The 18,188-nt window shown below is 73.9% G+C and carries 15 protein-coding genes and 1 tRNA gene; 9 read left to right on the forward strand and 7 right to left on the reverse strand.

Translation table 11 applies throughout. The features are described from left to right. The first annotated feature begins 137 nt into the window (after positions 1–137). On the forward strand, positions 138–1,448 hold the full coding sequence (locus tag ACFWW8_RS18180; RefSeq protein ID WP_386529874.1) for a diaminopimelate decarboxylase: 1,311 nt from the start codon (positions 138–140) through the stop codon (positions 1,446–1,448). 68 nt (positions 1,449–1,516) lie between these two features. On the opposite strand, the gene ACFWW8_RS18185 is transcribed toward ACFWW8_RS18180, so the two are convergent. After that, positions 1,517–2,077: a TetR family transcriptional regulator gene (locus tag ACFWW8_RS18185; RefSeq protein ID WP_386529876.1), complete on the reverse strand. Its 561-nt coding sequence runs from the start codon at positions 2,075–2,077 to the stop codon at positions 1,517–1,519. Positions 2,078–2,182: 105 nt separating this feature from the next. Between ACFWW8_RS18185 and ACFWW8_RS18190 the strand changes: the two genes are divergently transcribed. Next, positions 2,183–3,379: an FAD-dependent oxidoreductase gene (locus tag ACFWW8_RS18190; protein WP_386529878.1), complete on the forward strand. Its 1,197-nt coding sequence runs from the start codon at positions 2,183–2,185 to the stop codon at positions 3,377–3,379. Positions 3,380–3,424: 45 nt separating this feature from the next. Here the strand turns inward: ACFWW8_RS18190 and ACFWW8_RS18195 are convergent, their stop codons facing one another. Beyond that, positions 3,425–4,267, reverse strand: a complete 843-nt coding sequence (locus tag ACFWW8_RS18195; RefSeq protein ID WP_386529880.1) for a MurR/RpiR family transcriptional regulator — start codon at positions 4,265–4,267, stop codon at positions 3,425–3,427. 198 nt (positions 4,268–4,465) lie between these two features. On the opposite strand from ACFWW8_RS18195, the gene ACFWW8_RS18200 reads away from it, so the two are divergent. After that, on the forward strand, positions 4,466–4,852 hold the full coding sequence (locus ACFWW8_RS18200; protein ID WP_386529882.1) for a hypothetical protein: 387 nt from the start codon (positions 4,466–4,468) through the stop codon (positions 4,850–4,852). 380 nt (positions 4,853–5,232) lie between these two features. Here ACFWW8_RS18200 and ACFWW8_RS18205 read toward each other — a convergent pair whose 3' ends face one another. Beyond that, positions 5,233–6,618 carry a cystathionine beta-synthase gene (locus ACFWW8_RS18205; RefSeq protein WP_386530093.1) on the reverse strand — a complete coding sequence of 462 codons (1,386 nt, stop codon included), beginning with the start codon at positions 6,616–6,618 and terminating at the stop codon, positions 5,233–5,235. Between the two features lie 126 nt (positions 6,619–6,744). On the opposite strand from ACFWW8_RS18205, the gene ACFWW8_RS18210 reads away from it, so the two are divergent. From ACFWW8_RS18210 to ACFWW8_RS18220, 3 genes are all read left to right on the forward strand, one after another. Then, on the forward strand, positions 6,745–7,806 hold the full coding sequence (locus ACFWW8_RS18210) for an SGNH/GDSL hydrolase family protein (RefSeq protein WP_386529884.1): 1,062 nt from the start codon (positions 6,745–6,747) through the stop codon (positions 7,804–7,806). Between the two features lie 353 nt (positions 7,807–8,159). Next, complete coding sequence (locus ACFWW8_RS18215) at positions 8,160–9,380, forward strand: acetyl-CoA C-acetyltransferase (protein WP_386529886.1); 1,221 nt, start codon at positions 8,160–8,162, stop codon at positions 9,378–9,380. Between the two features lie 596 nt (positions 9,381–9,976). After that, positions 9,977–10,819 (forward strand): hypothetical protein, encoded by an 843-nt coding sequence (locus ACFWW8_RS18220; RefSeq protein ID WP_386530094.1) that lies wholly within the window; start codon positions 9,977–9,979, stop codon positions 10,817–10,819. On the opposite strand, the gene ACFWW8_RS18225 is transcribed toward ACFWW8_RS18220, so the two are convergent. Then, positions 10,803–11,162, reverse strand: coding sequence for a hypothetical protein (locus ACFWW8_RS18225; RefSeq protein ID WP_386529887.1), 360 nt, complete (start codon positions 11,160–11,162; stop codon positions 10,803–10,805). The genes ACFWW8_RS18220 and ACFWW8_RS18225 overlap by 17 nt on opposite strands. 103 nt (positions 11,163–11,265) lie before the next feature. Here ACFWW8_RS18225 and ACFWW8_RS18230 point away from each other — a divergent pair, with 103 nt between their 5' ends. Beyond that, entirely contained in the window at positions 11,266–11,496 is a 231-nt protein-coding gene (locus ACFWW8_RS18230; RefSeq protein ID WP_383925695.1) for a DUF4287 domain-containing protein, read from the forward strand. 131 nt (positions 11,497–11,627) lie between these two features. Here ACFWW8_RS18230 and ACFWW8_RS18235 read toward each other — a convergent pair whose 3' ends face one another. Then, complete coding sequence (locus ACFWW8_RS18235) at positions 11,628–12,488, reverse strand: Bax inhibitor-1/YccA family protein (protein WP_386529890.1); 861 nt, start codon at positions 12,486–12,488, stop codon at positions 11,628–11,630. A 146-nt stretch (positions 12,489–12,634) separates the two neighbouring features. After that, positions 12,635–12,716, reverse strand: a tRNA-Leu gene (locus ACFWW8_RS18240). 483 nt (positions 12,717–13,199) lie between these two features. Here ACFWW8_RS18240 and ACFWW8_RS18245 point away from each other — a divergent pair. Both ACFWW8_RS18245 and ACFWW8_RS18250 read left to right on the forward strand, forming a co-directional pair. Next, on the forward strand, positions 13,200–13,964 hold the full coding sequence (locus ACFWW8_RS18245) for an ABC transporter ATP-binding protein (RefSeq protein WP_386530095.1): 765 nt from the start codon (positions 13,200–13,202) through the stop codon (positions 13,962–13,964). Between the two features lie 60 nt (positions 13,965–14,024). Next, a complete protein-coding gene (locus ACFWW8_RS18250; protein ID WP_386529892.1) occupies positions 14,025–16,574 on the forward strand; it encodes an ABC transporter permease in 2,550 nt (849 codons plus the stop codon). 94 nt (positions 16,575–16,668) lie between these two features. Here ACFWW8_RS18250 and ACFWW8_RS18255 read toward each other — a convergent pair whose 3' ends face one another. Further along, the gene (locus tag ACFWW8_RS18255) at positions 16,669–18,114 is read right to left on the reverse strand and encodes a class I SAM-dependent methyltransferase (RefSeq protein WP_386529894.1); all 1,446 of its coding nucleotides are present in this window, start codon (positions 18,112–18,114) and stop codon (positions 16,669–16,671) included. Positions 18,115–18,188: the final 74 nt, after the last annotated feature.

Here is an 18,188-nt window from a genome sequence, read left to right on the forward strand (position 1 = left end):
GAGCCGGGCCGGGCGCGGGAGCCGGGCCGGGCGCGGGAGCCGGGCCGGGCGCGGGGGCCGGGCCGGGCGCGGGAGCCGGGCCGGGCGCGGGGGCTGGGCGGGGCGCGGGGCCGGGTCCAGGGGCCGCAGGGGGCCGGGTGCGGCGGCGGGACCTGGCCGTGCGGGCCGCCGTCCGGCAGGGGCTGCTCGACTCCGAGCCGCTGGTCTGCCTGCTCGACACGGCCGGGATCCGGGCCTCGGCGGCCGCCCTGACCGGGGCGTTCGCGGCGGTGCTGCCGCCGGGCACGCCGGTCCTGCACGCCTTCGCCGTCAAGGCCGCCCCGCTCGTACCGGTCCTGCGGCTGCTCGCGGACTGCGGGATCGGCTGCGAGGTGGCGAGCGCCGGCGAGCTGGCACTGGCCCGGGCGGCCGGGGCCCCGCCGGAGCACACCGTCCTGGACTCCCCCGCCAAGACGACCGCCGAGCTGCGGGAGGCCCTCGCGCTCGGGATCGCCGTCAACGCCGACAACCACCAGGAGCTGGAGCGCCTCGACGCCCTGGTCGCGGCGGCGCCCACGTCCTCCCCGATCGGCGTCCGGATCAACCCCCAGACGGGCGCGGGCACGATCGGCGCCCTCTCCACCGCCACCGCCACCTCGAAGTTCGGTGTCGCCCTGCGCGACCCGGGCGCCCGGGCCCGGCTCGTCCGGGCCTTCCTGGACCGGCCGTGGCTGACGCGCCTGCACGTCCACTCCGGCTCGCAGGGGGTCCCGCTCCCCCTGCTCGCCCAGGGCGTACGGGAGCTGCACACGCTGGCAGAGGAGATCAACGCGGCGGCCGGGCGCCGTCAGGTCGACACCCTCGACATCGGCGGCGGGCTGCCGGTGGACTTCGCCTCGGACGGGGAGGCGCCGGCCTTCGCGGCGTACGCGGCCGCCCTGCGCGAGGCGGTGCCCGGCCTCTTCGACGGCTCGTACGGCCTGGTGACGGAGTTCGGCCGGGCTCTGCTGGCCAAGCACGGGCTGGTCCTCGCGCGGGTCGAGTACACCAAGACCACCGGGGGCCGCCCGATCGCCGTCACCCACGCCGGGGTCCAGCTGGCCACCCGGACCGTGTACGCGCCGGCCGCCTGGCCGGTCCGCGTCCTGGCGTACGACGCGCAGGGCGTCCCGAAGACCGGCGACCCGGTCGCCCAGGACGTCGCCGGGCCGGCCTGCTTCGCGGGCGACCTGCTCGCCACGGCCCGGGAGCTGCCGCTGCTGGCCCCGGGCGACCTGGTGGGGGTGCCGGACACGGGCGCGTACTTCTTCACGGCGCACTACGGCTACAACAGCCTGCCCCGCCCCGCGGTCCACGGATACGCGGCCGGCCCGGACGGCTCCGTCCGCTTCGCCGCGGCCCGCCCGGCGCAGGACCTGGCGGCCGTCGTGGCGGAGGCCGGCGCCGCCCACCGGGACGCCCTGCTCTGATCCCGGCCGCGAGGGCCCGGCCGCCGCCCACCGGGGCGCCCCGGCGGGCCCGGCGCCCCGCCGCCCCGCTACGGCTCCCGCGTCAGGGTGGCCGCGAGGGCCGGGGCGAGGCCCGCGACCAGGTCGTCCGGGGTCAGCGCGGTCACCGCGGGCAGCCGCAGCAGGTAGCGGCTCAGGGCCAGGCCCAGCAGCTGGGCGGAGACCAGGCCGGCCGTACGGGCGGCCCGCTCCGGGCCGAGGGCCGCCGCCAGCGCGGGGGCGACCTGGTCCGCGAACACCTCCCGCATGCGGGCGGCCGCCCGCTCGTTGGTCACCGCCGAGCGGAGCAGTACGAGCAGCGCGTCGTCGGCCGGGTCACCCTCCCAGCGCTCGACGAAGTGCCGCACGAGGGCCGCGGGGAGCTCCCGTGCCGGCACGGCCGCGAGGTCCGGCAGGCGCAGGTCGACCGCGAGGGCCGCGTCGAAGAGGCCCTCCTTGCTGCCGTAGTAGCGCATGACCATGGAGGGGTCGATCCCCGCGTCCCCCGCGACGGCGCGGATGGTGGTGCGCTCGTACCCCTGCGCGGCGAAGCGCTCGCGCGCCGCGCGCAGGATGGCCGTCCTCGTCTGATCCGATCTGCGTACCGTCATGCCAACAACCGTAGGCCAACATGCGTTGACACGCCAGGGCGGCAGGCGCATGCTGTTGCCCACAGACGTTGGCCAACAGTCGTTGGCATTCTGGAGGAGGCCGTCATGACCAGCACCGCCGCACTCCCGCTCCCCGCCCGCACCGAGGTCGCGATCGTCGGCGCCGGCCCCACCGGGCTCGCCCTCGCCGCGACGCTCGCCCAAGCCGGCGTCGACTTCGTGCTCCTCGACCGGCAGGCCGAGGGGGCCAACACCTCGCGCGCCGCCGTCGTGCACGCCCGCACCCTGGAGGTCCTCGACGAGATGGACCCGTCCGGGGCCCTGTCCGCCGACCTGATCGGCCGCGGCCTGCGCGTCACCCGGTTCCAGGTCCGCGACGGCGCCCGCCCGCTGGGCGCGGTCGACTTCGGCGGGCTGCGCACGGCCCACCCGTACGCGCTGATGGTCCCCCAGTACGAGACCGAGGCCGCCCTGCTCCGGCGCCTGCGCGCCCTCGGCGGCGAGGTCCACCGGCCGTACGAGGTCACCGGCGTCGAGCAGGACGCGGACGGGGTCACCCTCACCACCGCCTCCGGCGAGACCCTGCGGGCCGCCCGCGCCGTCGGTGCCGACGGCATGCACAGCACCGTCCGCGGGGCCGCCGGCATCGGCTTCACCGGCAAGCCGTACGAGGAGTCCTTCGTCCTCGCCGACGTCGTCATGGACTGGGCCCCGGGCCCCCGCGAGGTCTCGCTCGCCTTCGGCTCCGCCGGGCTCACCGTGGTCGCTCCCTTGCCGGACGCCGGCCCCTCCGGGTCCGGAGGCCGCACGGGCGGGCACTACCGGGTCGTCGCCACCGCCGAGGGGGCCCCGGCCGCGCCGGACCTGGCGTACGTACGGGCGCTGCTGGCCGAGCGCGCCCCCGGCCAGGCCACCGTCGCGGAACTCGTCTGGTCGTCCCGGTTCCGGATCCACCACCGCGTCGCCGACTCGTACCGGGCCGGCCGGCTGCTGCTCGCCGGGGACGCCGCCCACGTGCACAGCCCGGCCGGGGGGCAGGGCATGAACACCGGCATCCAGGACGGCCACGCCCTCGGCCGGGCGCTGACGGCCGGCCCCCTCGACGGCCCCGACGGCTACGAGGCCCGCCGCCGGCCCGTGGCCCTGCGCGTGGTCGCGCTGACCGACCGGATGACCCGCGTCGCCACCACCCGCAACCCGCTGCTGCGCGGCGCGCGCAACACCGCACTCCCCCTGCTCGCCCGCGTCCCGGCCCTGCGCGAGCGCCTCGCCACCGAGCTGGCCGAGCTGAACTACCGCTGAGCCGAACCACCGCCGAGCCGAACCACCGCCGAGCGCGCGCCGCGCTCACTCCACGAACAGCCCCCGTGCCGCGGCCCGCGCGTCGAAGGCCTCCAGCCGAGCCTGCGCGTCCGGCAGCGCGTCCGCCATCGCCTCCAGCAGTACCCGGCCCAGCAGCATCGGGGCGCAGGCCGTGTCGAAGGCCAGGCCGGTGCCGACGGGGGCCGGGATCAGCAGGTCCGAGTGGCGGGCGACCGGCGCGAACGCCGAGTCCGCCACCGTGACGACCGTCAGCCCGGCCCGCCGGGAGCGCTCCAGGGTGTCCACGACCTCCCGGGGGTGGCGGGGCAGCGCGAAGCACAGCAACGCGGTGGCGCCGTCGTAGCGGGCCGCGTCGATGCGGTCCTCCAGCATCGAGCCGCCCTCGTCGAGCAGCCGTACGTCCGGGTGCACCTTGCCGGCGAAGTACGCGAACCCGCGCGCCTGCGAGGACGCCGCCCGCAGCCCGAGCACCGGCAGCGGGACCGAGGCGGCGAGCAGCCGGCCCGCCTCCTGGACCGGCGCGGGGTCGGCGAGCATCGCCGACAGCTGCCGCAGGTTCTCGATCTCGCCCTGGACGGCCTGCTGGTACTCGTTGTACGCGTCCCCGTGCTCGGCCCCGGCCCGCTCGGCGGGAGCCACCTCGCGCAGGTGCCGGCGCAGCGCCGGGTACCCGTCGAAGCCGAGCGCCACCGCGAACCGGGTCACGGAGGGCTGGCTCACCCCCGCGAGTTCGGCGAGCTCCACGCTCGACAGGAACGGCACCTCGGCCGCCCCCCGCACCATGCAGTGCGCGATCCGCCGCTGGGTCGGCGTCAGCCGGTGCCCTTCGAACAGCGCCTGCAGCCGTGCGGCCGGGCCGTCGCTCATGGCCGTCCCCTCCATCCCGTCCCCGGTTGAGATATTCAGTCACGGAGCACTCTGCATGCGGTTATGCAGCGGGGCAACCCGCGCCCGTCAGTCGGAAGGGGGCGGAGCGGGGCGGACCGGACCGGCGGGGGCCGGCCGGAGGCTAACCGGGGGGCTAGCCCCAGTGCCGGGGACCGCGGCGGTTCCTACGGTGGGGGGATGGACGCGCATGCCCGAGAGCTGAAGAAGGAACTCGACGCCACCCTGGACGCCCGGCGGGAGCTGGGTCCGGAGTACGAGGCCGAACTGGTGGACTCGTTCGTCGAGAAGGTCGACACACAGGTCAGGCGGCGGCTGGCCGAGGAACGCCTGCGGGCGGCCCGCGGCGGGCCCGGCGGCGGCCCGCCCTCGCCCGGGGCCGCGTTCGGGGAGCGGTTCGGCTTCGCCGTCCTCACGCTGATCCTGGCGATCCCGCTCTCGGCGATCGGCGCCGCGCACGCCCGCCTGAGCGGGCTGCTCGTGGTGTGGGCGGGCATCGTGGCGGTGAACTTCGTCCACGCCCACAAGTCCTTCGGCGGCCGCGGGAGCCGCGATCCGCTCGACTGACGGGGCCGGCGGGCGAGGCGGGCGAGGCGGCCGACAGGGCGGGGGGCTCACGGGCCCGGAGAAGAGTGAGGCGGGGACCGCCGCACCCCGGTTGCCCGGGGGCGGGACGACGGCGGTCCCCGCGAGGACACGGGCCGGGTCAGGGCCGTCCGCGTCCGTGACGCAGGCGGTCCGGGAGCCGCTCCGGAGTCGCGCAACGCCGCTCGTGGTGCCGGCCGGGTTTCCGGTCTCCCGGTCTTCCCTGCCGACGACCACCACTGTGCCGGAGCCGTGTTAAGCCACTGCTGCGCCCACGTGTCGGGCCCGTACCGATTGCGCGTCGGACGCGCGCACGGCCGCGGCGGCGGTGCGCGGCCGCGGCGGCCGGCGCACCGCGGCGGCTACTTGGAGCCCTTGGCCAGGAAGGCCAGCAGGTCCTGGCGGCTGACGACACCGGTCGGCTTGCCCTCGACCAGCACGATCGCCGCGTCGGCCTCGCCGAGCACGGACATCAGCTCGGAGACCGGCTCGCCCGAGCCGACCTGCGGCAGCGGCGCGCTCATGTGCTTCTCCAGCGGGTCGCCGAGCGAGGCGCGCTGGGCGAACAGCGCGGCCAGCAGCTCCTTCTCCACGACGGAGCCGATGACCTCGGCGGCCATGACGTCGGGGTGGCCGGCGCCCGGCTTGACGATCGGCATCTGCGAGACGCCGTACTCGCGCAGGACCTCGATGGCCTGGCCGACGGTCTCCTCGGGGTGCATGTGGACGAGGGAGGGGATGCCGCCCTCCTTGTCGTCCAGCACGTCGCCGATGCGCGCGGAGGGACCCGCCTCCTCCAGGAAGCCGTGGCCGGCCATCCACTCGTCGCTGAAGATCTTGCTGAGGTAGCCGCGGCCGCTGTCCGGCAGCAGGACGACGACGACGTCGTCCGGTCCCAGGCCCTCGGCGGCGCGCAGGGCGGCCACGACCGCCATGCCGCAGGAGCCGCCGACGAGCAGGCCCTCCTCCTTCGCGAGGCGGCGGGTCATCTGGAAGGAGTCCTTGTCGGACACCGCGATGATCTCGTCGGTGACGGTGCGGTCGTAGGCGGTCGGCCAGAAGTCCTCGCCGACACCCTCGACGAGGTACGGGCGGCCCGAGCCGCCGGAGTAGACCGAACCCTCGGGGTCGGCGCCGATGACCTTGACCTTGCCGCCGGACACCTCCTTCAGGTAGCGGCCGGTGCCGGAGATCGTGCCGCCGGTGCCGACGCCCGCGACGAAGTGGGTGATCTTCCCGTCCGTCTGCTCCCAGAGCTCGGGACCGGTGGTCTCGTAGTGCGAACGGGGGTTGTTCGCGTTGCTGTACTGGTCGGGCTTCCAGGCGCCGGGCGTCTCGCGCACGAGGCGGTCGGACACGTTGTAGTACGAGTCCGGGTGCTCGGGGTCGACCGCGGTCGGGCAGACCACGACGTCGGCGCCGTACGCACGCATGACGTTGATCTTGTCCGCGGACACCTTGTCGGGGCAGACGAAGATGCAGTGGTAGCCCTTCTGCTGGGCCACGATGGCGAGTCCTACCCCCGTGTTGCCGCTGGTCGGCTCCACGATGGTGCCACCGGGCTTGAGGGCTCCGCTCTGCTCGGCGGCCTCGATCATCCGTACGGCGATGCGGTCCTTCACCGACCCGCCGGGGTTGAAGTACTCGACCTTCGCAAGGACGGTGGCCTGCAGGCCTTCGGTCACACGGTTGAGCTTCACCAGCGGGGTGTTGCCGACGAGGCTGATCATCGAGTCGTGGAATTGCACCATGTTCTCCAAGGAGGGGACTCCACGGGTTCTCCGGGAGGTCCGGCCAGGGTATGCCGAAAGGGATTGGACGACCGTACGTACGGGGCAGGTAGGTCGGCGAGGGACGAGGAGGTGGCCTGAAGCGTGTCGAGGGCGAGAACGGCCCGCCGGATCGCGGCGGGAGCGGCGTACGGCGGAGGCGGCCTCGGGCTGGTCGGGGCCGCGGCGGTGGGCCTGGTGCTGGCGGAGGTCCAGTTCGCGAAGCGGACGGTGGGGACCGGGCTGCCGGATCCGCCGCGCGCGGACGGGCTGTACGGGAGCGAGTTCGGCGGACCCGAGCAGAGCCCGGGGCCCCTGCGGCTGGGCATGCTGGGCGACTCCACGGCCGCGGGCCTGGGCGTGCGGCGGGCCCGGCAGACGCCGGCCGCCCTGCTGGCCTCCGGACTGGCGGCAGTGGCCGAGCGGCCCGTGGAACTGCGCAACGTGGCCCTGTCGGGGGCGATGTCGGACGACCTGGACCGGCAGGTGGACCTGCTGCTCGACGGGCCGGAGGGGCGGGAGGTGCCCCCTCCGGACGTCTGCGTGATCATGATCGGCGCGAACGACGTGACCCGGCGGATGCCGCCGACCCATTCGGTGCGGTGCCTGACCTCGGCCGTCCGGCGGCTGCGGCTGGCGGGCTCCGAGGTCGTCGTGGGCACCTGTCCGGACCTGGGCACGATCGAGCCGGTGTACCAGCCGCTGCGGTGGGTGGCCCGGCGGGTCTCGCGCCAGCTGGCGGCGGCCCAGACCATAGGGGTGGTCGCGCTGGGCGCCCGTACGGTCTCCATGGGGGACCTGCTGGGCCCCGAGTTCGCCGCGAACCCGCGCGAGATGTTCGGCCCCGACTCCTACCACCCGTCGGCCGAGGGGTACGCGACGGCCGCGATGGCGGTCCTCCCCACGCTGTGCGCGGCGCTCGGGGTGTGGCCCGAGTCGGACCGGCTGGACATGTCCCGGGACGAGGACATGCTCCCGGTGGCCAAGGCCGCGTCGGCGGCCGCCGACGAGGCGGGCACGGAGGTCACCGCGGCCCGCGGGCCCTGGGCCCTGCTCAAGCACCGCCGCCGCCGGCGGGTCCCGGGCGAGGAGCCGGAGCCGCCCGCCCGCGCCGGGACGGGCGCCACGGGTACGCCGGACGCCGAGGCGGTCTCCGGCCCGGCCTGACGCACGCCGGGCCCCTCGGGGGCGCCCTACGGCCGGGGCGCGCCCCGGGGCGGCCCGGCGGCCCGCTCACGCCGCGGCCGCACCAGCGGGGCCCGGGGCGCCCCGGGCCCCGGGCCCGGTCCGCGCTGCGGCCCCCGCACCGCGCCGACACGCCGGACGCCGCGCCGGACGCCGACCCGACGCCGGGTCGGTGGGCGGGCGCCGGAGGCGGCGCGGAGCCGCCCCGGCGCCCGCCCGGCCACCCGCCGACCCCGCGGGAGCGACCGGCATCACACCGCAAGGCCGGTGACCTCGACCGTACGGGGCGGTAACTTCGCTTGCGGTCCCGCAACGACGCACCCCATGGAGTCCCGATGCCCGAAGCCGTCATCGTCTCGACCGCCCGCTCGCCCATCGGACGCGCCTTCAAGGGGTCCCTCAAGGACGTCCGCCCCGACGATCTGACCGCGACGGTCATCCAGGCCGCGCTCGCCAAGGTCCCCGGGCTGGACCCGCGCGAGATCGACGACCTGATGCTCGGCTGCGGCCTCCCCGGCGGCGAGCAGGGCCACAACCTGGGCCGCATCGTCGCCGTGCAGATGGGCATGGACCACCTGCCGGGCTGCACGATCACCCGCTACTGCTCCTCCTCGCTCCAGACCTCGCGGATGGCCCTGCACGCCATCAAGGCGGGCGAGGGCGACGTCTTCATCTCGGCGGGCGTCGAGATGGTCTCCCGGTCCGTGAAGGGCTCCTCCGACGGCCTGCCGGACACGCACAACCCGCTCTTCGCCGACGCGGAGGCCCGTACGGCCGCGGTCGCGCAGAGCGAGGGCGCGTCCTGGCACGACCCGCGCGCGGACGGCCTGCTGCCGGACGCGTACATCGCGATGGGCCAGACCGCGGAGAACCTGGCGCGGCTGAAGGGCGTGACCCGCCAGGACATGGACGAGTTCGGCGTCCGCTCGCAGAACCTGGCCGAGGCCGCGATCAAGAACGGCTTCTGGGAGCGCGAGATCACCCCGGTTACGACGCCGGACGGGACGGTCGTCTCCGCCGACGACGGCCCGCGCGCCGGAGTGACGCTGGAGGGCGTCCAGGGCCTCAAGCCCGTCTTCCGCCCCGACGGCCTGATCACGGCCGCCAACTGCTGTCCGCTCAACGACGGCGCCGCCGCGCTGGTCATCATGAGCGACACCAAAGCGCGGGACCTGGGCCTGACGCCGCTGGCGCGCATCGTCTCCACCGGCGTCACCGGCCTCTCCCCCGAGATCATGGGCCTGGGCCCGGTCGAGGCGTCCAAGCAGGCCCTGAAGCGGGCCGGCCTGACCGTCGGGGACATCGACCTGTTCGAGATCAACGAGGCCTTCGCGGCGCAGGTCATCCCGTCCTACCGGGACCTGGAGATCCCGCTGGACAAGCTGAACGTCAACGGCGGGGCCATCGCCGTCGGTCACCCGTTCGGGATGACCGGTGCCCGGATCACCGGCACCCTGATCAACAGCCTGCAGTTCCACGACAAGCAGTTCGGCCTGGAGACGATGTGCGTCGGCGGCGGCCAGGGCATGGCCATGGTCATCGAGCGGCTGAGCTGAGCCGTAGCGGAGGGTAGGGGTCGCCCGGCCGCATCGACGTGCGGCTCCGCCGCGTGGCGAGGGCGGCACCTGCCCGCAGCGCAGGCGAAGCTCAGCGCGACCACAAGAGCGGAGCGGCTGAGCTGAGCCGTAGCGGAGGGTAGGGGTCGCCCGGCCGCACCGACGTGCGGCTCCGCCGCGTGGCGAGGGCGGCCCCTGGCCGCGGCCGGCGTCCGAGACGGGCTCCGGCCGCCGCGCAGGGTCGTAGCGGAGGGTAGGGGGCGCGTCGCTCGTCCGATCGGGTGGGACCGCGGCCGGGAGCGGCCCCGACGTCGCGGAACCCGGGCGCCGCAAGGGATCCGGCGCGGTCACGCGTCCCGTACTGACGCCGGTTCTAACCTCGTCGCGGCCGACCTGTGACCGAATCTCCCCCAGGATGTGACCTTTGTCCTGGGGGATAGCCATATGCCCAGGTCAACTGGTGTGCGGTTGAGGTCCTCGGGACGAAAGCCCTGTCCAATTCGTGACGTAATGCACTGCACGCCATTCCCAGGTCAGGACACTCTGATGTAGGAAGTCGGGGGATCGAAACAATCAGGAGTTAGCCAGTGAGCGCCATGTCTCTTGCCCTGCTGCTGACCACGGCCGCTGCCACGGCCGTGGGCGCTGCTGCGCTGCACGCCGTCCACGGCCTGCGCAAGCAGGTCACGGCCCTGCGCAGTGAGCTGTCGGCCCCGGCCCACCCCCGCGGTGTGACCGTGCCGCACGCCCGCGGCACCGTGGAGTCCCCCGCCGCCGAAATACGAGCCGCCGTCGCCGAGGCCCTCGCCGAGGAGCGCGAGCGCGAGCTGGCCGAGGCGCGCGCCTTCTGGGCCGCGCAGGAGGCCCGCGACGCCGCCGACGCATCCCCTCACTTCGCCGGGGAGACCCCGGGCTCGCTGCTGGGCGGCCTGCCCGGGCTCGGCGAGGACAGCCCGGTCTTCCTGCCCCGGCAGGCCGATCTGGTGGGTCTGGAGGCGGTGCTCGGCGAGGAGACCTACGAGGAGTACACCGGCTACCCGGAGGATTCGGCCGAGCTGGCCGCCGCCCGTCGGCGCCACCCCTCGCACCCCGACTTCGTACCGGCCCAGGCCTCGCACCCGGGCGCCGACCACGAGCGCACCGTCAGCCGCCTGGAGGAGCTCGCCGAGGCCCGCACGGCCCTCGCGGACGTCCGCCCGGGCCCCCTGGGCACGCTCGACGTGTACGTCTTCACCGACGGCACCACGCTCTGCATGACCCCCGGCCACCGGGAGACCGCCGAGCGCCTCGCCGAGGCCCTGCGCTCGGGCACCGCGCCGGTCCTGCTGGGCGGCTCGGGCATCTCCGGGGCGTACGCCCTGACCTTCTCCTGCGGCGACGCCGGGGACGCCGACAGCAACGTCTACATCCTCGCGGACCGGGTCATCGCATCGCTCTGACGTCCGCCCGCTCCACCAGCCGCACGGCCTCGTCCAGGATCACGGACGGGGCCTTCGTGCTGTCCCCCGCCCCTGCCCCCGCCGCGGCCGCCGCCGCGCCGCGCAGTGCCTCGGCGAGGTCCAGCCCGGCCACGGCCACCTGGTCGCCGACGACGAAGATCCCCGCGTCCGGCATCTCCCGCGCCGGCCCGGACCCCTCCAGGCGCTGCGCCCGTACGGAGAGCTCGCGGGCCAGCTCCAGCGCCACGGCGGCGGCACCCTGCTGCAAGCGGCTCTGCGGCGCGGCCCGCAACCGGTCGGCGAAGCGTTCCACGGCGGCGGTCAGGGGCGAAGTATCAAGCACCCGGCCGACCTTACGCGCCGTCCGGGCGCCATTGCCAACGGGCGGACTCTGCGGCACGGTGTCGTGAAGAGAACAGCACGGCGATACCTCCGGAGGCGCCCATATGTCCGTAGAGTTCTCCGAGCAGACCCACCGCAACATGATCGACAGAATCCCCCAGACCACCGGTCGTGACCTCTCCGACTGGCTCCGCACCGTCGACGAGGGCCCCTCCCTCGTCCGGTTCGAGGAGAAGGTCGGCTGGCTGCGCGGCGCGCACGAGCTGTCGTACGGCCAGGCCAAGGCGATCATCCACGAGTACGACCTGCGCAGGGCCGCGCGCCGCTTCGGCTGAGCCCTGAGGACCCCGTTCCCGACCCCTGTCCGCCTCGAACGTCCCGCCTCGAACGCGGGAAGGCCCCGCGAGCAGTGTGCTCGCGGGGCCTTCCCCTGCGTCGTGGACAGCCGGGACGGCTGCCGGTCCCGCTAGTCGTCGCCCGAGAGGATCGAGAAGAGACGGAGCATCTCCAGGTAGATCCACACGAGGGTCATGGTGAGGCCGAAGGCCGCCAGCCACGCCTCCTCGCGGGGGGCGCCGTACGTCACGCCGTCCTCGACCTGCTTGAAGTCCAGGGCGAGGAAGCAGGCGCCCAGGATGACGCCGATGACGCCGAACAGGATGCCGAGGCCGCCGCTGCGGAAGCCGAGGCCGTCACCGCCGGCGAAGACCGAGAACAGCAGGTTCGCCAGCATGAGCAGCATGAAGCCCATGGCGGCGGCCATCACGAAACCGGTGAAGCGCCGGTTCACGCGGATCCAGCGCATCTTGTACGCGAAGAGCACGGCGGCGAAGACGCACATCGTGCCCATCACGGCCTGGATGACGACGCCCGCGCCCAGGTAGGTGCTGACGGCCGCGCTGATCACGCCGAGGAAGACGCCCTCGAAGGCCGCGTAGGCCAGGATGACCGGCGGCGAGGCCTTCCGCTTGAACGACTGGACCATGGCCAGGACGAAGGCGACCAGGGCCGCGCCGATAGCGATGCCGTAGGACGTGCCGATGTTGGCCGGGTCGACGGGCAGCAGGACCCAGGCGAGCGTCGCCGTCAGGATGACCGTGCCGAGCGTCATGGCCGTACGGCTCACGACGTCGTCGATGGTCATCACGTCGGTGCGCGCCGGCGCCTGTGGCATACCCGTGGCCGGGTCGGTCGCATACGGGTTCGTCGCGTACGGGTTGGTCGCGGCCCCGGCCTGCTGGTGCTGCTGCTGGGCGTCGAAGCCCGCATGACCACCGTTGTCGCGGCTGAACCCCCGTCGCGAGAAGACCGGGTTACTGCTCCTCATCTCACTCCTCCGTGGCCACCGAGCGCGGCCTTGACTCAAGAGTAATGCGCTCGCAAAGAAAGCACCCTACAGCTGGAGGAGGATCTTAGGAGAAGGCATGGCGAAGCGCCGGGGATAAACGGACGGGGCTTCGCTGCGGCGCGGAGTGCCCGGAGCCGGACTTGAACCGGCACGGCCCGAGGGCCAGCGAGGTTTAAGCTCGCCGTGTCTGCATTCCACCATCCGGGCAAGGCGCGGCGGCCCCGTGAAAAAGCCTTGAACGCTGCGCCGAGCCTATCCGGAAGACGATCGACGCCAACGGGGTGTCTATCCGATGTTGTCTGATTTTATTGGCGCTTGAGGGGTCGTCAGACCCCAGAACGCACGGTGGGCACCTTCCGGAAGGCCGTCACGACCCGTGTGGGAATGACGGGATTTCGATGGCATCCGCCACCCCGCGCGCCACCCCCCTGCCACCCCCCTGCCACCCCCCTGCCACCCCCGGACCGCCCCGCACCGGGGCCGGGCCGCGCACCGCGGGTCCGTCGCGCGGCAGGTCCCTTGTCATACCAGAGGAGGAGTCCGGCGGGCCCGTGGTCCACCTGCGGTGGGCCAGTGAACGGGCACCACGGCTGATCCGGAGCGGGGGCGGTCCCGGTGAGGATGGGAACGTCCCGCCGATCCGTAGACCGCAGCCGGTCCGCAGCCCCAGGAGTCGCTCCCGTGACCACCATGAACTACGCCCCGCACACCACCCAGGCCGTGGCGGCCCGCGCCACCGGCCTCTCCAAGGTGTACGGCCAGGGCGAGACCCGGGTGGTCGCCCTGGACAACGTCAGCGTGAACTTCAACCAGGGCGAGTTCACCGCGATCATGGGCCCCTCGGGCTCCGGCAAGTCCACGCTGATGCACTGCGTCGCCGGACTGGACACCTTCTCCTCCGGGTCCGTGCGCATCGGCGACACCGAGCTGGGCTCCCTGAAGGACAAGCAGCTCACGCAGCTGCGCCGGGACAAGATCGGCTTCATCTTCCAGGCCTTCAACCTGCTGCCGACCCTGACCGCCCTGGAGAACATCACGCTCCCCATGGACATCGCCGGCCGCAAGCCCGACAAGCAGTGGCTGGACACCGTGATCGCCATGGTCGGTCTCTCCGACCGCCTCGGCCACCGCCCGACCCAGCTCTCCGGCGGCCAGCAGCAGCGCGTGGCCGTGGCCCGCGCCCTGGCCTCCCGCCCCGAGATCATCTTCGGTGACGAGCCCACCGGAAACCTCGACTCGCGCTCCGGCGCCGAGGTTCTGGGCTTCCTGCGCAACTCGGTGCGCGAGCTCGGCCAGACGGTCGTGATGGTCACCCACGACCCGGTCGCCGCGGCCTACGCGGACCGGGTCGTCTTCCTCGCCGACGGCAGCATCGTCGACGAGATGACGGCGCCCACCGCGGACGCCGTCCTGGACCGCATGAAGGCGTTCGACGCCAAGGGCCGCACCAGCTGAGGCGGCCGCCCCCCCCGCCCGGCCTCCGCTGACCGCAACCGAACCCCTGGACTTTCCCTCATGTTCCGTACCGCCCTGCGCAACGTCCTCGCGCACAAGGCCCGGCTGCTGATGACGGTGCTCGCCGTCACCCTCGGCGTCGCCTTCGTCTCCGGCACCCTCGTCTTCACCGACACCCTCAAGAAGTCCCTCTCCGGCCAGTCCGCCAAGAGCTACGACGGCATCGCCGTCTCCGTCACCTCCTACGGCCAGGGCCGCGACGACGAGGGCCGCCCGGAGGGCGAGCCCGGCATCAGCCAGGCGACCCTCGACAAGGTCCGGGGCCTGGGCGGCGTCGACGCCGTCTCCGGCCGCGTCCAGGGCTTCGCCGGCGTCGGCGACGAGGACGGCAAGCTGATCGGCTCCGGCTGGTCCAACAAGGGCTCCAACTACGCCCCCGTCAAGGACGGCAAGGACCCGCGCTACGCCTTCACCACCGGCGCCGGCCCGGCCAAGTCCGACGAGATCGCCCTCGACCGGGCGACCGCGGACGCGGGCGGCTACGCGGTGGGCGACAAGGTCCGCGTCGCCACGAACGGCCCGGTCAAGGAGTACTCCCTCGCCGGTGTCTTCACCACCGAGGACGGCGCCGTCCAGGCCGGCGGCAGCCTGGTGCTCTTCGACACCAAGGTCGCCCAGGAGCTCTACCTCAAGCCCGGCTTCTTCCAGGAGCTCTCGGTGTCCGCGAAGGCCGGTACCTCCGCCGACCAGCTGCTCACCGAGATCAAGCCGCTGGTCGGCGGCGACCACACCAAGGCGCAGACCGGCGCCGAGCTCGCCCGGGAGCAGGCCAAGGACATCGAGCGGGAACTGGGCGGCATGAGCACCATGCTGCTCGCCTTCGCGGGCATCGCCCTCTTCGTCGGCGTCTTCCTCATCTACAACACCTTCACCATGCTGGTCACCCAGCGCACCAGGGAGCTGGCCCTGCTGCGCGCCGTCGGCGCCAACCGCGGCCAGGTCATGCGCTCGGTCCTCGCCGAGGCCCTCGTCGTCGGCGCCGTGTCCGCCGTCATCGGCCTGGTCAGCGGCATCGGCCTGGCCGTCGGCATGCGCTCCGTGATGGGCTCCTTCGGCGCCAAGCTCCCGGGCGGCGACCTCGTCATCGCCCCGGGCACCGTCGTCGCGGCCCTGGTCATCGGCGTCGTCGTCACCACCCTGGCCGCCGTGCTCCCCGCCTGGCGCACCGGCCGGATCGCCCCGGTCGCCGCCATGGGCAGCGCCCACCTGCCGGCCAGCTCCAAGTCCCTGGTCCTGCGCAACGTGCTCGGCTCCGTCATCAGCCTCATCGGCATCGGCGTGGTCCTGCTCGGCGTGTCCATGGGCGGCGACGGCCGCATGGTGATCGGCGCGGGCGCGTTCTTCATGCTCATCGGCATGATCGTGCTGCTGCCGCTGCTCTCCCAGCCGGTCATCGCGTCCGTCCGCCCCGCCCTGCAGAAGCTGTTCGGGGTCCCCGGCAAGCTGGCCGCGCAGAACGCGGTGCGCAACCCGCGCCGCACCGCCGTCACCGCCGCCTCCCTGGCCATCGGCCTGACCCTGGTCACCACCCTGTCGGTGCTCGGCGTCACCATGGGCAAGGCCGTCGACCGGATGAGCACGGACAAGCTCAAGGCCGACTACAAGGTCTCCATGTCCGGCGGCATGGGCTACCTCGACAAGTCGGTGCCCGAGACGCTGGCCAAGGCCCCCGGCATCAAGGCGGTCTCGCCGCAGGTGGCGGGCTCGCTGCGGATCGGCGGCGAGTTCGCCTCGACCTCGGGCGTCACCCCGGGCGCCATCGGCCAGCTGCTGAACATCGAGGTCGTCAGCGGTTCGCTCGACAGCCTCGGCAAGGGCGAGGTGGCCGTCGCGGAGAAGACGGCCACGGCGCAGAAGCTCACGGTCGGCTCCCCGCTCCAGGTCCAGTACGAGGACGGCGAGAAGGGCTCGCTGAAGGTCGGCGCGGTCTACAAGGACCTGGAGGGCCTGCTCTCCCCGTACGTGATCGACGAGAAGATCCTGAACGCCCACTCCGACGAGCCGTTCATCAGCGAGGTCTACGTCAACGTCGACGGCGGCGCCTCCAAGGCCGCCCAGCAGACCGTGGTCGACTCCCTCGGCAAGAACCCGGCGATGACCGTCGCCACCCGGCAGGACATGCGGGACGAGATGGGCGGCCTGATCAACATGGCGCTGAACATCATGTACGGCCTGCTCGGCATGGCCCTCATCATCTCGGTGCTCGGTGTGGTCAACACGCTGGCGATGTCCGTCTTCGAGCGGACCCAGGAGATCGGGATGCTGCGCGCCATCGGTCTCGACCGCAGCCGGGTCAAGAACATGATCCGCCTGGAGGCCGTGGTGATCTCGCTCTTCGGCGCGGTCCTCGGCATCGTCATCGGCGTCTTCCTCGCCTGGGCCGTCGGCACCACCGTCTCGAAGACCGTCCCGGACTACGCGCTGGTCCTGCCGTTCGACCGGATCGGCATCTTCCTCCTGCTCGCCGGCGTGGTCGGCGTCCTGGCCGCCATGTGGCCGGCCCGCAGCGCCGCCCGGCTGAACATGCTCACCGCCATCAAGACCGAGTAGCCGCGCCGGGTAGGCGCGGGCACGGGACGAGGAAGGGCCCTGGAAGACCGGACGGTCTTCCAGGGCCCTTCCGCCGTACCCGGACACGGACCCCCTACGCGGACCCCTCCCCCCAGGTGCGCAGCCGCAGCGGCAGTCCCGCGTCGCCGCCCGCCCCGGACTTCACGGCCAGCACCTGGTTGACGCCGAGCCGGCCGTGCTCGAAGGCGAGCGCCGAGGCCGCCATGTACAGCTGCCAGACGCGGGCCCGCCCCGGCGAGGTCAGCCGGACCGCCTCGTCCCAGCCGGCCTCCAGCCGCGCCACCCAGGCCCGCAGGGTGAGCGCGTAGTGCTCGCGCAGCGCCTCCACGTCCCGGACCTCGAAGCCGGCCCGCTCCAGCTCGCCCACGGTGGTGCCGAGCGGGGACAGCTCCCCGTCGGGGAAGACGTACGCGTCGATGAACTCGTTGATCCGGTACGCCTCCTCGTCGGGATCCGGGCGGCGGGCGATCTGGTGGTTCAGCAGCCGGCCGCCGGGCCGCAGCAGGGCGTACAGGGTGCGGGCGTAGTCCCGGTAGCGGTCGGCGCCGACGTGCTCGGCCATCCCGATGGAGGACACCGCGTCGTACGGTCCGTCGTCCACGTCGCGGTAGTCCTGGATCCGGATCTCGACGAGGTCGGCGAGGCCCTCGCCCGCGACCCGCTTGCGGGCGTAGGCCGCCTGTTCGCGCGAGAGGGTCACCCCGGTGACCCGGACGCCGTACTCGCGGGCGGCGTGCAGGGCCATCGAGCCCCAGCCGCAGCCCACTTCGAGGAGCCGGTCGCCGGGTCTCAGGGCGAGCTTGCGGCAGACGAGGTCGAGCTTGTCGTGCTGGGCCTCCTCCAGACTCCCGCCGGGGCTCCAGTAGGCGCACGAGTACACCATGGAGGGGCCGAGGACCCGCTCGTAGAAGGCGTTGCCGACGTCGTAGTGGTGGCTGATGGCCTGCCGGTCGCTGCCCTTGGTGTGGCGCGGTCCGCCGCGGCGCCGCGCCTCCTCCGGGGGCGCGGCGGGAGCCGGCCAGGGGCGGGCCAGGGCGGTCAGCTCCCGTACGGCGGCCCGCGCCCGCGGGTCGCGCAGCAGCGCGGCGGTGCCGGCGGCCCGGGAGAGCCGGTCGGGCAGCCGCGAGCGCCGCGCGACCGGCCCCCGCGGCCCGGACGCGGCCGCCGGGGGCACGGGCGGCGCCGGGGGCGCGGGCGGCGATCCGTTCACCCGCGGCGGGACGGCGCGCACCGGGGGCCCGGGCACGGGCGCCCGTTCCCACAGCACGCCCCCCACCCGGTCCAGCAGGTCGAACAGGTCGCCCTCGACCGTCAGCTCCCCCGCCACCCAGGCCCGGGCCAGGCCCATCTCACCGGGCTTCCAGAGCACGCGGCGCAGCGCCCGACGGGTGTGGACGACGAGGATCGGGGTCCCGGGCGGGCCCGCTTCACTGCCGTCCCAGGCGCGCACGCGCACCGGCAGGGGGGTGCCCAACAGGGTCTCGGCAACAGCGGCCAGCCGCGGCGCGGCGTCGGTCATGCGCACCTCCACAAAGCTCCGACCCCCCGGTCTACCCAACCCGGACCGTGGGTAAGCGGCCGGGCACGCCGAAG

Source organism: Streptomyces sp. NPDC058701 (genome assembly GCF_042715295.1).
Lineage (GTDB): Bacteria > Actinomycetota > Actinomycetes > Streptomycetales > Streptomycetaceae > Streptomyces.